General features: G+C 57.7%; 11 protein-coding genes. 4 read left to right on the top strand and 7 right to left on the bottom strand.

All coding sequences use genetic code 11. The features are described 5' to 3' along the window. The first annotated feature begins 234 nt into the window (after positions 1–234). Positions 235–1,437, top strand: a complete 1,203-nt coding sequence (locus B2R48_RS17855; protein ID WP_297003164.1) for an aminopeptidase P family protein — start codon at positions 235–237, stop codon at positions 1,435–1,437. A 51-nt stretch (positions 1,438–1,488) separates the two neighbouring features. Here B2R48_RS17855 and B2R48_RS17850 read toward each other — a convergent pair whose 3' ends face one another. From B2R48_RS17850 to B2R48_RS17820, 7 genes are all read right to left on the bottom strand, one after another. Beyond that, positions 1,489–2,892, bottom strand: a complete 1,404-nt coding sequence (locus B2R48_RS17850; protein ID WP_297003163.1) for an amidase family protein — start codon at positions 2,890–2,892, stop codon at positions 1,489–1,491. Between the two features lie 21 nt (positions 2,893–2,913). After that, complete coding sequence (locus B2R48_RS17845) at positions 2,914–3,819, bottom strand: 2-hydroxyacid dehydrogenase (protein WP_297003162.1); 906 nt, start codon at positions 3,817–3,819, stop codon at positions 2,914–2,916. Continuing rightward, positions 3,816–5,435 carry an ABC transporter ATP-binding protein gene (locus B2R48_RS17840; protein WP_297003161.1) on the bottom strand — a complete coding sequence of 540 codons (1,620 nt, stop codon included), beginning with the start codon at positions 5,433–5,435 and terminating at the stop codon, positions 3,816–3,818. Before B2R48_RS17840 ends, B2R48_RS17845 begins: the two co-directional genes overlap by 4 nt. Beyond that, positions 5,432–6,265 (bottom strand): ABC transporter permease, encoded by an 834-nt coding sequence (locus B2R48_RS17835; protein WP_084271919.1) that lies wholly within the window; start codon positions 6,263–6,265, stop codon positions 5,432–5,434. The genes B2R48_RS17840 and B2R48_RS17835 overlap by 4 nt, the downstream gene beginning before the upstream one ends. A gap of 1 nt (position 6,266) precedes the next feature. Continuing rightward, the gene (locus tag B2R48_RS17830; RefSeq protein ID WP_297003160.1) at positions 6,267–7,244 is read right to left on the bottom strand and encodes an ABC transporter permease; all 978 of its coding nucleotides are present in this window, start codon (positions 7,242–7,244) and stop codon (positions 6,267–6,269) included. Between the two features lie 88 nt (positions 7,245–7,332). Next, positions 7,333–8,886, bottom strand: a complete 1,554-nt coding sequence (locus B2R48_RS17825) for an ABC transporter substrate-binding protein (RefSeq protein ID WP_297003159.1) — start codon at positions 8,884–8,886, stop codon at positions 7,333–7,335. A 108-nt stretch (positions 8,887–8,994) separates the two neighbouring features. Then, positions 8,995–9,765, bottom strand: a complete 771-nt coding sequence (locus tag B2R48_RS17820) for a class II aldolase/adducin family protein (RefSeq protein ID WP_213475311.1) — start codon at positions 9,763–9,765, stop codon at positions 8,995–8,997. A gap of 186 nt (positions 9,766–9,951) precedes the next feature. Between B2R48_RS17820 and B2R48_RS17815 the strand changes: the two genes are divergently transcribed. The 3 genes from B2R48_RS17815 to B2R48_RS17805 all read left to right on the top strand — a co-directional run bounded on the left by B2R48_RS17815 (position 9,952) and on the right by B2R48_RS17805 (position 13,188). Further along, the gene (locus B2R48_RS17815) at positions 9,952–10,656 is read left to right on the top strand and encodes a GntR family transcriptional regulator (RefSeq protein ID WP_213475310.1); all 705 of its coding nucleotides are present in this window, start codon (positions 9,952–9,954) and stop codon (positions 10,654–10,656) included. Then, a complete protein-coding gene (locus tag B2R48_RS17810) occupies positions 10,653–11,699 on the top strand; it encodes a histone deacetylase family protein (RefSeq protein WP_297003158.1) in 1,047 nt (348 codons plus the stop codon). Before B2R48_RS17815 ends, B2R48_RS17810 begins: the two co-directional genes overlap by 4 nt. A 109-nt stretch (positions 11,700–11,808) precedes the next feature. Continuing rightward, entirely contained in the window at positions 11,809–13,188 is a 1,380-nt protein-coding gene (locus B2R48_RS17805) for an aspartate aminotransferase family protein (protein WP_297003156.1), read from the top strand. Positions 13,189–13,309: the final 121 nt, after the last annotated feature.

The raw sequence follows: 13,309 nt of genomic DNA, 5'->3' as shown, positions 1-13,309 counted from the left end.
GCGTGCTGTGATCTATGCTATGGGTGCGTAAAATTTGCTTGCCATTGGAAGCGCCCATCGCCAAAGTTCATCCAGGGCAGGCGATGGCGTCGCCAGCGTGAAAAACGATCTGAACCACGCGCCCGACCATCACCATACATATCCTGAACGCCGGGATCTTGCTTTGTCGCTGTTTGCACAAGGGGAGGTCTCAGCCCCTTTTGATGCGCAGCGCGTAAAAGAGGGAACTCGTTTATGGATCGCCCGGAATTTTACCGTTTCCACCAAGGTGACCGCGTCCTGCCGTTTGCGGCGGCCGAATATGATGCCCGTCTTGCGGGCTTGCGGAGACACATGGCCGATACCGGGGTTGAGGCCTGTGTTTTCACCTCCATGCATAACATCGCCTATTATTCGGGCTTTTTGTATTGCGCCTTTGGCCGACCTTACGGGCTTGTCGTCACACCAGGCGAAAGTGTCACGATCAGTGCCGGCATTGATGCCGCCCAACCGTGGCGGCGCTGTCATGGCGACAACATCACCTATACCGACTGGCAGCGAAACAATTACTGGCGCGCCATTCTTTCGGTGACCGGGCCGGGCAAGGTGATTGGCTATGAGGGCGATCATATCAGCCTCGCGCAAAAGGCGCTTTTGGATGAGTTCCTCAAACCGTCAAACAGCAAGGATATTGCGCCGGCGACCATGCGCCAGCGCATGCACAAATCAGCAGCCGAAATCGCGCTGATCCGCCATGGCGCGCAGGTTGCCGATGTGGGCGGCTATGCCATCCGGGACGCGATCAGGGAAGGGGTGCGTGAAATTGACGTTGCCATGGCCGGACGTGACGCGATGGAACTTGAGATCGCCAAACGCTTCCCGAATGCGGAATATCGCGATACGTGGGTCTGGTTCCAGTCCGGGATCAATACCGACGGGGCGCATAACCCGGTGACCGCGCGCAAGCTTAAGCGTGGGGATATCCTGTCGCTTAACACGTTCCCGATGATTTCGGGCTATTACACCGCCCTTGAACGCACGATGTTTGTGGGCGAGGTCGATGACGCCAGCCTGAAAATCTGGAACGCCAATGTGGCGGCCCATGAATTTGGCATGAGCTTGCTTAAACCCGGCGCGTCCTGTGCACACGTGACAGAACAGATCAACACGTTCTTTGCCGAGCGCGATTTGCTGCAATACCGCACATTTGGTTACGGCCACAGCTTTGGCGTGCTGTCGCACTATTATGGGCGCGAAGCCGGGCTTGAGCTGCGCGAGGATATCGACACGGTTCTTGAACCGGGCATGGTGATCAGCATGGAACCGATGCTGACCATCGCCGAAGGAAAGCCGGGTGCGGGTGGCTATCGCGAACACGATATTCTGGTGATCGCCGAAGACGGCAATGAAAACATCACCGGCTATCCTTATGGGCCGGAGTTCAATGTGGTTGGGTAAGCCCCCCATCTATACCAAGAAAAGGGCCCGCGAAAGCGGGCCCTTTTGAGGTTAAAGGGTTATCTGCGGCAGGCCGAAGCCTTGCTCCAAGACTTCGCCGGCCGTCAGGCAGATGTCTTCGCGCCAGGGGGCGCTGACAAGCTGGACGCCGGACGGGATGGTATTTTCAACGCCCGAGCAGATCGAGATGGCTGGCAAGCCGAGCAGCGGGATGGCGATTTGCGGGAGTTGGGATTCCCAGAGGCGCGCGATGGTTTCAGAGCCTTCGAGGTCTTCGTCCTTGCGGAACGGCAGTTCGGCCGAGACCGGCATCAGGACGACGGGATAGTTTTCCAGAAACGCCCGCCAGGCACGAATAAGGGCCGCGCGGCGGATGAAGAGCTGGCTGAAGGCTGCCATATCAATGGATGCCGCACGGTCAGCATAATGTTCAAGCAGGGCAATCGCGCCGGGATCGTCTTCCTTGCGTGCGGCAGTGAGTTTTGCCTCGTGATCATCGGAAAGCCAGAGGTCGATTTGCAGTTGAACGGCCTCGCGGATTTCGGGGATTTCCGGGGTGTCGACGGTCCAGCCCGCGGACCGGAAGATGTCGGCCGCCCGTTCCAGATCCGCGACGATCCTTGGGTCGGTATTGATCCCACCCGGATGGGTCACGAGCGCGACACGTTTGACAAAATCAGGGCCACGCAGTGGCATCGGAACGCTCCAGACATCTTCGGGGGCGTAGCCCGACATGCCTTCCAGCCCGAGCCTGAGATCATCGACACTGCGCGCAAGCGGGCCCGATACCGCCATCAATTGCCCGCCAATCGGGCGGTCCCCACCCGTCTGATTGAACATCGGAATGCGGCCATGGGTCGGGCGCAAACCCTGAATGCCACAGGCATAGGCCGGGTAGCGCACGGAACCCGCGATATCGGTGCCATGACCAATATGACCCAAGCCCGCCGACGTGGCCGCGCCGGCCCCGCCAGAAGACCCGCCCGGCGTCAGGGTCGGGTTATGGGGATTAAGCGTCGTGCCGTGCACCTTGTTGGAGGTAAACCAGCGATAGGAAAAGGCCGGTGTGTTGGTGCGCCCGATGACAATCGCGCCCTTGTTACGCATGTTGCGCAAAAACGGGCTGTCCTGGGTTGCGATCAGATCAGACGCCAGCGTCGTGCCATTGGTTGTGGCATACCCCGCCTGATCTGAAATCACCTTGATCGTGACCGGCACCCCGGCCAGCGGGCCAACATCATCCCCGGCAGCAATGCGGGCATCGAGATGCTCGGCATCTTTCATCGCCTCTGCTGCGCAATCCTGAACGATGGCGTTGATACCCGGATTGATGCGCGCCACACGATCAAGCGTCGCGCGAATGACCGAAGTCGCGCTGAGTTCGCCGGTTTTGATGCGATGCGCCAATTCACGGGCGGAAAGGGAATTCGGATCAATGCTCATCTGGGTCGTCATGTGGGGCGCTACCTTTGCTGGTTAAGCCGACAGGGGCACGAGTTGGAGTTGGGTCCGGCGAATGGAAAGGACAGTCGTCTGCGGTTCGCAGATGCTGGCGACATGCGGGGTGACGAAAACCTTGGGATGGGTCCATATCGGGTGTTCGGGCGGCAAGGGTTCGGAATCAAACACATCAAGCGAAGCACCCGACAGATGCCCGCGATCAAGGGCGTCAATCAGGGCGGCCTCATCGACCTGTCCACCGCGACCAAGATGGATCAATGCCGCGCCCTTTGGCAGTTTTGACAGCGTATTGGTGCCAAATAGACCTTTGGTTTGTTCGGTCAGGGGCAGGACATTGATCAGAATGTCGCTTTGGGCGAGAAAATCATCAAATGCACCGGCGGTATAATGGGTGACGCCATCCTCGGCCGGTTGCGGACGGGAACGGGAATAGCTTGCCACCGGATAGCCAAGTGCAACCAGTGCCTTGGCCACAGCCCTACCCATATGGCCAAAACCCGCCACACCGATCCGCTGGGCACGGGGCGACAGGCCGGTCAGATGGCGTTCCCAATGGGCGGCTTTCTGATTGGCAAGGTAATTGCCCATATTGCGATGATGCCAAAGCACATGGAAGGTCGCAAAACCGGCCATCTGGCGCGCCTGATCTGGGTCTTCGACCCGGTGAACCGGCAAGCCGGGCGGCAGGGATGGACAGGACATGATCGCATCCACCCCCGCCCCGATTGAATAGACCGCCTGCAGATTGGGATAGGCAACAAACGCGTCGTCTGCCGGGATGAAAGTGACCATGAAGCTGACATCTTCGGGCCGGTCGATTTCATCTGGCAGACGCAGGTCAAGCTCGGGTGCCAGGGCCTCGAAATGCGGGCCATAAATGCCCCGCAAATCGAGCCTGCTACAGGAAAGAACGCCAATCATGCCATGGCTTCTTCCGGTTGTGCCCAGTCCGCACCCGGAACGGCAGCCAGAAGCTGGCGGGTATATTCCTGCTGCGGTTTAAGGAAGATGTCCTCGACCCGGCCGATTTCAACCAAGCGGCCCTTTTGCATCACCGCAATGCGGTCACACAGCTGGGCTGCAACCCGCAAATCATGGGTGATGAACAGGATTGAAAGCGACAGCCGTTCACGCAGTTCACGCAACAGATCAAGCACCTGTGCCTGAATAGACACATCAAGGGCCGAGACGGCCTCATCGGCGATGATCAGTTCAGGTTCCATTGCCAGTGCCCGGGCGATCCCGATGCGCTGGCGCTGCCCGCCGGAAAATTCGTGCGGATAGCGCATGGCGGCATCAGCCCCCAGACCGACAATTTCAAGCAGTTCGCGGGCTTTGGCCTGTGCCTGTTCCTTGGGCACGCCACGATTTATCGGGCCGTCGGTCAGGGCCCCCATGATCCGCTGACGCGGATTGAGCGAGGCATAAGGATCCTGAAAGACCATCTGGACCTTGTTGCGCTGACGACGGAGTTCTTCCTCGGACAGAGCTGCAAGATCAACACCGCCAACCATCACATGCCCGCTGTCGGGCGTGACAAGACGCACAGCCGTTCGGCCAAGGGTCGATTTGCCCGAGCCTGACTCGCCGACCAGACCAAGCACCTCGCCGCGTGCCACGGTGAGCGACACATCATCCACTGCCCGGACTTCGCGCACGGGCTTGAACAGCCCGCCACCCGTCCGGAAAGTTTTGCACAGATTCTTGATTTCAAGCGCTGGTGTATCGCTTAGTTCGCGGGCTTCCGGAAGTTTTCCGGTCGGAATCGCATCAAGCAGGCGTTTGGTGTATTCGTGCTGCGGGTTATCAAGAACTGCCGCCGCATCACCGCGTTCAACAACCTTGCCTTCACGCATCACGATCACCTGATCGGCGATTTCGGCCACCACCCCAAAATCGTGGGTGATAAACATCACCGCCATGCCACGCCGTTCGCGCAGATCAAGAATAAGATTCAGGATCTGTGCCTGTGTCGTGACATCAAGGGCGGTTGTCGGCTCATCCGCAATCAGGAGTTTCGGTTCCAGGGCAAGCGCCATGGCGATCATCGCGCGCTGGCGCTGACCACCGGAAAGCTGGAACGGATAGGCCCGAATGATCTTTTCCGGGTCGGGCAGGCCGACTTCCCGTACCAGATCAAGCGCACGTTTGCGCCGTTCGGACTGGGTGTAAAGACCATGGGCGGCAAAGACCTCGGATATCTGATCGCCAATGCGCATCAGCGGGTTCAGCGCGGTCATGGGTTCCTGAAAGATCATCGCGATCTGTGCGCCGCGCAAGGCCTGTTTGTCGGCCTCGGACAGACGCAGAACATCGCGGGATTCAAACAGGGCACGTCCGGATTTGACCTCTACCCCCTGGGGCAGAAGCCCCATCAGGGCATTGGCCGTCATCGACTTGCCAGAGCCGGACTCACCGACCACGCAAAGGATTTCGCCCTTGTTGATGGTCAGGCTGACATTTTCGACCGCAAAGGGGCGATCCGCCCCTTCGGGCAGACCAATGGTCAGCCGTTCGACTGTCAGAGTCTCACTCATGCTTTGCCCTTTCGCGACAGATGCGGATTGAAGGCATCATTGAGTCCCTCACCGATCAGGTTGAGCGCCAAAACAGTGATCACGATGGCAATGCCCGGGAAGAAGCTGAGCCACCAGCTGGTGCGGATAACCGTGCGGGCCGCACCAATCATGTAGCCCCACGACATCGCGTTGGGATCACCAAGCCCCAGGAAGGAAAGCGAGCTTTCAAGCAGGATCGCGGTTGCCACCATCAGGGACGCCATCACAATGATCGGGGATACCGTATTGGGCAGGACCTGCTGGATCAGGATGCGCGGTTTGGAAAGACCGGCCAGACGCGCGGCATCAACAAATTCGCGGGTGCGGACTGACATGACTTCGGCACGCACAAGGCGGGCGACCGGTGGCCAGCTGACAATCGCAATCGCCAGCGTGATCGAGAACAGGGTCGGTTCGAAAATCGCCACCAGCACAATGGCCAGCGCGAAGTTCGGGATGGTCTGGAAGAATTCGGTGAAGCGCATGGCACCTTCATCGGCATAACCACCATAGAACCCGGCCAGCGCGCCAAGCGGCACACCGATCAGCAGTGCAACCAGCGTTGAAACCAGCCCGACCAAAAGGGAGACCTGCGCCCCATAGGCCAGCTGGGCGGCAACATTGCGGCCCAGTGTATCTGTGCCCAAAGGCAAGCCATCAACCGCAAACGGGGCGAGGAACGGGCGCTGGACCATTTGCCATGGCCCATCGGGAAAGAGCAAGGGGGCGATCAGGGCGATGACGATAACCGCGATCAGCAAGACCACACCAATCATGGCGCCCATATTGCTTCTGAAACGTTTCCACATGTCAGCTACGGGCTCCGATACGGGGATCGACAATGCGATAGACAATGTCGGTCACAATGTTGAACAGGATCACCATGGCGGCAGAGACAAGGAACACGCCCAAAATCGTGTTGTAGTCACGTGCAGCCAAGCTTTCGAACATCAATCGCCCAATACCCGGCCAGGCAAAGACGGTTTCCGTCAAAACGGCCCCGCCGACCAGCTGACCGGCCTGCAGACCCGCCAGTGTCACCACCGGCAAAATGGCGTTGCGCAGGATGTGGCGGCGGCGAATGACAGCGTCAGACAGGCCTTTGGCCTTGGCGGTCTTGACGAAATCAAGCTGCGAGACTTCAAGCATGGAGGCACGCGCCATACGCATGTAAACGGCTGTGAAGAACAGCCCCAAAGTCAGGGCAGGCAGGACCAGGTGTTTGGCGATATCAATGACGCGGGCGAAACCGGTGTAATTGGCACCGACAGTTTCATAACCGAAGCCCGGCAGCCATCCAAACCATACCGAAAACACCAAAACAGCCATAAGTGCCAGCCAGTATAGTGGCGTTGCATAGAATAAAAGCGCCATCGTCGTCAGCACAGTATCGGATGGCTTGCCAACGCGTGCGGCGGCAGCAACGCCAAAGGCGATGCCAAAGGCAAGCGAAACAACAAAGGCGGTCATGGTGAGCAACAGTGTGGCAGGCAGCCGATCAGCAATGAGTTCGGCAACCGGTGCGCCCTGGCGGAAGGAATAGCCAAGATCAAGTTGCACAATGCCAGCGATGTATTTGCCAAGCTGAACATAAAGCGGCTGATCGAGCCCGAAGCGTTCGCGCAGCTGTTCGATCATCTGCTCGTCGGCGGCACCGGCTTCACCCGCAAGCACGACAGCCGGGTCACCGGGTGCTGCATGAATGAGGAAAAAGTTTAGAATCGCAATGGCCAGCAAGGTCAGAATAGCCTTGGAAAGCCGCGAAGCGATCACAGCGAAAATGGTCATATGTCCCTGTCGCATCCCGTATTTGAAAGCCCCGCTTGCTGCGGGGTGTCAGAAAAAGGGGCGGGCCGATGGTGGCCCGCCCGCAGACTCATTTTTCAATCCAGGCGTTACGCGGACCGTCATTGATACCGATGGCCGTCGTCACCAGGTCGTTGACGTTGCAACGGTAGATCGTCGGGAAGGTCAGCTCCTGCATCCAGGCAACGGGCACGTCATCGACGATTTCCTTCTGGATTTCGAGATAAGCTGCTTCGCGCTCTTCAGGTGTGACCATGGTTGCCGCAGCAGCCCATTTTTCATCAAGGGACGGGTTTTCATAGCCCTCGACATTGTTCCACGGGCTGCCTTTCTTGATGCGATCGGCGGTATAGTTGCGCGATACACCAAGGGCCGGATCACCGTACTGATAGAGATAGGTGAAGGCCATGTCGTAATCCCACTGGGACGTTTTTTCGTTCCAGCCAGCAACATCGGCACTGTCGATGTCGACATTGATGCCGACTTCGCTGAGGTTCTGACGAACAGCCTCGGCCCAGCGCTGCCAGGTTTCACCATATGGCAGCGGCAGGATGCTGAGCGGTTCACCGTCATAGCCCATCTCGGCGAGCAGTTCCTTGGCCTTTTCCGGGTTGTGATCATAAATGGTCACGTCATCGGAATAGAAATTGGTGCTTGATGCGATCGGACCGGTCGCGACCTTGCCATAGCCATTCCAGACCACGTCACGCATGAATTCACGATCCATGGCGTACATGACGGCCTGACGAAACTTCTCGTTTGCGGTCGGACCTTCGCGGTTGTTAAGCCACATCCATGCCAGCGGTGCGAGGAATTCCCAGCCCTTTTCGGTGACACAGACACCGTCCATTTCGGCCAGACGCGGGATATCCCAGTTTTCGACCGAACCGCCCGGAAGAACATCAACTTCGCCGGTCTCGAACGCCACCGCACGGGCCGCAGCATCCGGGATCACACGGTAGTAGACTTCGTCCAGATATGGCAGGCCATCGACATAGTAGTCCTCGTTCTTGACGAGATGAATGTGGCTGCCCTTGACCCATTCCTTGAACTTGAACGGACCGGTGCCAATCGGATTGGCGTTCGCCGGGTTGTTGGCGAAATCAGTACCTTCGTAGATGTGCTTGGGCACGATCGGCATGGTGCCGTTTTCAAAGGCGTTGATGAACGGACCAAACGGCTCCTTGAGTTTGAAGACAACCGTCATCGGATCCGGGGCGGTGATGCTTTCGACATAGGCCAGCGATGCACGCAGACGCGCATGGGTTTCACGCAGGAAAACATCGGCAGAAAACACAACGTCTTCTGCGGTGAACGGTTCGCCGTCATGCCATTTGACACCTTCGTTAAGCTTGAAGGTATAGGTCAGACCATCTTCGGAGATCTCCCAGCTTTTGGCCAGGCTCGGCATCGGGTTCAGATCGCCGTCATAGCGCAGAAGGCTTTCATAGATATCACCCGCGACAAGCTGGGTCGGGCCGTTCTGAACGAGGCCAAGCATCAGTCCCGGCGGTTCGGGCTGAACAACGATGTCAAGACGACCGCCAGCTTCCTGGGCGGCCAAAGGCGACGCCAAGGAAGCAGCGATTAGGAACGTAGTCGCTTTCAGTTTTAGGTATTTCATAGCAATCCCTGATTGTTTTCTGGATTTCAGATTTTTGTTGTTTTTGTTTTGCGTAATTAACCATGGCCCAAAGCCGACATATGCCGCCATTGGACAAGGTGGAATGGATTACCCGAGGTAACCCGGTGCGCAGGCTTCCAGCCTGCGAAGTTGGGCCGCCCATTCCGGGTCTGATTTGCCCTTGTTTTCAAAAGAGTCGTACATTGACTGGTATTGGCCAGCGGTATGTTCTGCAACCTCGTGCGGCAGCACAACCGGTGTCAGCCCCATGCCAAGGGCCGCCACCTGCGCCTTGCAGGACCGTTCAAGATTAAGGGCCAGCTTGACCGCCTCGGCAACGGAACGCCCCAAAAGCAACGTTCCGTGATTGCGCAGAAGCATGACCGATTTATCCCCGAGATCCGCAACGATGCGGGCACGTTCATCAAGGTTAAGGGCGATGCCCTCGTAGTCATGAAAAGCGATCCGGTCATAGAACTGTGCCGACCATTGATTAAGCGGCAAAAGGCCTTCCTTGTTCGAAGACACCGCGACCCCGGCCACCGTGTGGGTATGAAGCACACAGGCCGCATCATGACGCGCCATGTGGACCGCCGAATGAATGGTAAAGCCCGCCGCATTCACACCCGCGCCATAGGGGTCGTCGATCACAGCCCCGGTTTCATCGACAGTAACCAGATTGGCTGCGGTGACTTCGTCAAAGCGCAGCCCATAAGGATTGAGCAGGAAGCGTTGTTCGCCCCCCGGTCCCGAGGGGAGTCGTGCCGAAATATGGGTATAGATGCCATCATCCATGCCCTCCAGCGAGATCAGCCGGTAGGCCGCTGCCAGATCGCGTCGTATTTCAGAAATCGTCTGACCACTCGCACCGTCGCGCATTAGTGCCGCCCTTTCGTGTTGCCTTTTTTTGATTGCTTCAAGGCTGCGGTATGATCTTTGTCCAGTCAAGTAAATTGTCGACAATCTACAATTCATTCCCTAGACTGCTTTAAATCATACAAATTCGTTGGCATTGCCGACGCGCTGATTACAAAGAACTCGGACACATCTTCATCAGGCTTGCACATGACAGAAACACAGCCATCTTCCGGCTTCCAACAGCTTGATCGCGAGGGACTCGTACAGCGCGTCGCCAAACTGCTGAGCAAGGCAATCGTCAGCGGAAAGCTTGCACCCGGTGCACGTTTGTCGGAATCGGTTGTGGCCCGCGAACTGGGTGTGAGCCGCGCGCCTGTCCGTGAGGCCGCGCGTTTACTGGAAAGCTCGGGGCTTGTGACATCCGAACCAAACCGGGGCTTTTTCGTACGTCAGATTTCCGCCAAGGCGCTTGATGATCTCTATGAGCTGCGTCTGGCCATCGAAATTGCGGTGATCCAACGGCTGGTTCAAAACTGGAACGAAGAGACGGAAGCCGTACTTAGCGCACAGGTTGAAGCACTGCACCGGGTCGCGACCCTTGATGCCGATATCTTCACCCAGGTCGAAGCCGACATGCAGTTTCACCGTCTGATGTGTACGGGCAGTGGCAACCCGAAATTCCTGACCGTGTTTGAACAGATCGCCATCGAAACCGAATTCAGCATCATGCTGATCGGACAGCTTTACGATGATCCGACCCAGATTGCGGAAACCCACGAGCCGATCCTTGAGGCATTGCGTGCGCAAGATACGGCGATGGCGATTGATGCGATCCGCTATCACATTTGCGAGGCGCAACGCATCGTCACCAAGCAGTTCCGCATCCTCGAAGAAGGCAAGACTTCTATATGAAATGCTTCTACGCCCCCGAAACCGAAACGCATGATCCGCTGTTTCGCCTGACCTATGGCAAGATCCAGCGCAATGCCGAACAGGCCGAACGCGCAAGACTTCTGCTTGCCGGGCTTGATGCGCTTTCGCTTTCGGTAACCGCCCCAGCACCTGCCCCACAGGCTGCACTGGAAGCCGTCCATACAAAACGGTTTCTCGACTTCCTTGAAACCGCCTGGGATCATTGGCAAAAACTGCCCGACGCTGGCCCGGAAGTTGTGCCCAATGTGTTCCCCCGCGCTGCCACATCATCCTATCCGGAAACCATTCTGGCCCGTGCCGGCTGGCATATGGGTGATACATCCGCCCCGATCGGCAAGCATAGCTGGCGGGCAGCAGTGCGGGCCGCCGATTGCGCGGTTGCGGCAACGGACGCCGTGCTGGCAGGCGCACCCCACGCCTATGCGCTGTGTCGCCCGGCCGGGCATCATACCAGTGCGGAAATTGCGGCGGGTCATTGTCTTTTGAACAATGCCGCGATTGCAGCGGCACGGTTGCGCACCAAGCACGAAAGCGTTGCGGTACTGGATATCGATGTTCATCACGGCAACGGGACGCAGGATATTTTCTATGACCGTGATGATGTCCTGACGGTTTCGATCCATGCGGATCCCACGGACTATTACCCGTTCTTTACCGGCTTTGCCGGGGAAACCGGCACGGGGGCCGGTGAGGGTTATAACCTCAATCTCCCCCTCCCTCGCACCACCACCGACGCGGCTTGGCTTTCGGCCATTGATACCGCACTGACACGAGTCGCCGCCTTCAAGCCGGACGCGCTGGTTCTTGGCCTGGGGCTTGATACCCATGAGGATGATCCGTTAATGGGCATGAAAGTAACCTGGGACGGGCTGCGCCATGCGGGCGAAAAGATCGCGGCCGCAGGCTACCCCACCGTTCTTGTGCAAGAGGGCGGTTATCTTTCGCCCGCATTGCCCAAGTCGCTGGCATCGTTCCTGTCAGGTTATCTGGGGGTCCGGGCTCCGGCCCTTGAGCCAACCTGATCCGCGCCATTTGCAATCTCACCAATGGCGCATTTTAACGCCACCAATTACACTACACCCATAATCGCCGCCCCCAGCATGGGCATCATCTTTTAAACGGGAGTTTCACATGAACCATCGCCCGAATTCGCTCCACATCTCGGACGTCGCCCACTCAATGCATCCCTATACCAACATGCGCCTGCATGAGGAAAAGGGCCCGATGATCATGACCGAGGGCAATGGCGCGCGCGTCACCGACAGCGAAGGCAAGGAATATATCGAAGGGCTGGCTGGCCTGTGGTCGGTTGCCGTCGGTTTTTCCGAAACCCGTCTGGCCGACGCCGCCTATGCGCAGCTTAAACGCCTGCCGTACTATCACAGCTTTGCGCACAAGGCGCATGAGCCGTCGATCCGTCTGGCCGAAAAACTGGTGGAAATGACGCCCGAAGGCCTGAACCGTGTGTTCTTTACCAATTCCGGGTCGGAAGCCAACGATACCGTCGTCAAGATGGCGTGGTTCCTGAATAACGGTCTGGGTCGTCCGGAAAAGAAGAAGTTCCTGTCGCGCACCAAGGCCTATCACGGGATTACGATTGCCTCGGGCTCGCTGACCGGGCTTGCCGGCAACCAGAAGGACTTTGATCTTCCTGCCATTCCGGTGACCCATCTGACCTGCCCGCATTACTGGCGCTATGGCGAAGAAGGCGAGTCCGAGACCGAATTCACCGCGCGTCTTTTGAAGGAACTTGAAGACACGATCATCGCCGAAGGCCCGGAAACCATTGCTGGCTTTATCGGCGAACCGGTCATGGGTGCCGGTGGCGTGATGACCCCGCCTGAGGGGTATTGGCCAGGTGTGGTTGAAATCTGCCACAAGTACGACATTCTGGTCGTGTCCGATGAAGTCATTAACGGCTTTGGCCGGACCGGCGAACGCTTTGGTTGCGAAAAATACGGCTTCACCCCGGACATTCTGGTGACATCCAAACAGCTTACCTCGTCCTACATGCCGCTGGCCGCGATTGTGGTGAATGACAAGGTCTATAACGCGATTGCCGATAACACCGCCAAGCTTGGCAATTTCGGCCACGGCTTTACCGGCACCGGACATCCGGTTGCCTGTGCGGTTGGTCTGGAAAACCTCAACATCATCGAAGAGCGCGATTTGATGGGCAATGCCAAACGCCTGGAACCGCTGTTCCAGGATGGTTTGCGTGCCTTTGCCGATCATCCGCTGATTGGTGAAATCCGTGGTGTTGGCCTGATTGCGGGCCTTGAGATGGCAGACAAGAAAACCAAACAGCCATTTGGCAAACCGGGTGCTGTTGCCGCCAAGGTCGTCGCCCTTGCCGCGGAAGAAGGGCTTATTTGCCGCAATGTCTATGACACGGTTGCACTCTGCCCGCCGCTGATCGTGACCGAGGACGATGTCCGCGAAATCCACGCCCGTCTGGGCCGCGCACTTGATCAGGCGCTGGATTGGGCAAAGTCCGAAGGGATGCTGTGATCAGGAAGTGACGACCGACAAGGTCACGACCCGTCAAAAACAAAGCCGGAGACAAGCTGTTCACTTGTATCCGGTTTTTTGTTTGATCTGATGACGCAAGGTGTTGTGCAAAATAAATCAA

The sequence above is a fragment of the Thalassospira sp. UBA848 genome, from assembly GCF_002295455.1.
GTDB lineage: Bacteria > Pseudomonadota > Alphaproteobacteria > Rhodospirillales > Thalassospiraceae > Thalassospira.
This window is presented reverse-complemented; position numbering and strand designations above follow the sequence as displayed.

Excerpts from the sequence above, each read along its gene's own strand:
- B2R48_RS17825 (WP_297003159.1), bottom strand. The coding sequence starts at position 8,886 with ATGAAATACCTAAAACTGAAAGCGACTACGTTCCTAATCGCTGCTTCC.
- B2R48_RS17840 (WP_297003161.1), bottom strand. The coding sequence starts at position 5,435 with ATGAGTGAGACTCTGACAGTCGAACGGCTGACCATTGGTCTGCCCGAA.
- B2R48_RS17810 (WP_297003158.1), top strand. The coding sequence starts at position 10,653 with ATGAAATGCTTCTACGCCCCCGAAACCGAAACGCATGATCCGCTGTTT.
- B2R48_RS17850 (WP_297003163.1), bottom strand. The coding sequence starts at position 2,892 with ATGACGACCCAGATGAGCATTGATCCGAATTCCCTTTCCGCCCGTGAA.
- B2R48_RS17815 (WP_213475310.1), top strand. The coding sequence starts at position 9,952 with ATGACAGAAACACAGCCATCTTCCGGCTTCCAACAGCTTGATCGCGAG.
- B2R48_RS17830 (WP_297003160.1), bottom strand. The coding sequence starts at position 7,244 with ATGACCATTTTCGCTGTGATCGCTTCGCGGCTTTCCAAGGCTATTCTG.
- B2R48_RS17805 (WP_297003156.1), top strand. The coding sequence starts at position 11,809 with ATGAACCATCGCCCGAATTCGCTCCACATCTCGGACGTCGCCCACTCA.
- B2R48_RS17845 (WP_297003162.1), bottom strand. The coding sequence starts at position 3,819 with ATGATTGGCGTTCTTTCCTGTAGCAGGCTCGATTTGCGGGGCATTTAT.
- B2R48_RS17820 (WP_213475311.1), bottom strand. The coding sequence starts at position 9,765 with ATGCGCGACGGTGCGAGTGGTCAGACGATTTCTGAAATACGACGCGAT.
- B2R48_RS17855 (WP_297003164.1), top strand. The coding sequence starts at position 235 with ATGGATCGCCCGGAATTTTACCGTTTCCACCAAGGTGACCGCGTCCTG.
- B2R48_RS17835 (WP_084271919.1), bottom strand. The coding sequence starts at position 6,265 with ATGTGGAAACGTTTCAGAAGCAATATGGGCGCCATGATTGGTGTGGTC.